At 57.5% G+C, this 640-nt stretch carries 1 rRNA gene; it reads left to right on the forward strand.

Annotated elements, in window-relative coordinates:
- Nucleotides 1-640: ribosomal RNA gene (locus HMPREF2656_RS02480) — 16S ribosomal RNA — on the forward strand; the annotation flags it as partial.

The following is a 640-nucleotide window of genomic DNA, read 5'->3' on the forward strand; positions in this document are numbered from 1 at the left end:
GAGGCAGCAGTGGGGAATATTGCACAATGGGCGCAAGCCTGATGCAGCGACGCCGCGTGGGGGATGACGGCCTTCGGGTTGTAAACTCCTTTCGCTAGGGACGAAGCGCAAGTGACGGTACCTAGAGAAGAAGCACCGGCTAACTACGTGCCAGCAGCCGCGGTAATACGTAGGGTGCGAGCGTTGTCCGGAATTACTGGGCGTAAAGAGCTCGTAGGTGGTTTGTCGCGTCGTTTGTGTAAGCCCGCAGCTTAACTGCGGGACTGCAGGCGATACGGGCATAACTTGAGTGCTGTAGGGGAGACTGGAATTCCTGGTGTAGCGGTGGAATGCGCAGATATCAGGAGGAACACCGATGGCGAAGGCAGGTCTCTGGGCAGTAACTGACGCTGAGGAGCGAAAGCATGGGGAGCGAACAGGATTAGATACCCTGGTAGTCCATGCCGTAAACGGTGGGCGCTAGGTGTGAGTCCCTTCCACGGGGTTCGTGCCGTAGCTAACGCATTAAGCGCCCCGCCTGGGGAGTACGGCCGCAAGGCTAAAACTCAAAGGAATTGACGGGGGCCCGCACAAGCGGCGGAGCATGTGGATTAATTCGATGCAACGCGAAGAACCTTACCTGGGCTTGACATACACCAGA

This window comes from Corynebacterium sp. HMSC034B08, assembly GCF_001835805.1.
Taxonomy (GTDB): Bacteria; Actinomycetota; Actinomycetes; order Mycobacteriales; family Mycobacteriaceae; genus Corynebacterium; species Corynebacterium coyleae.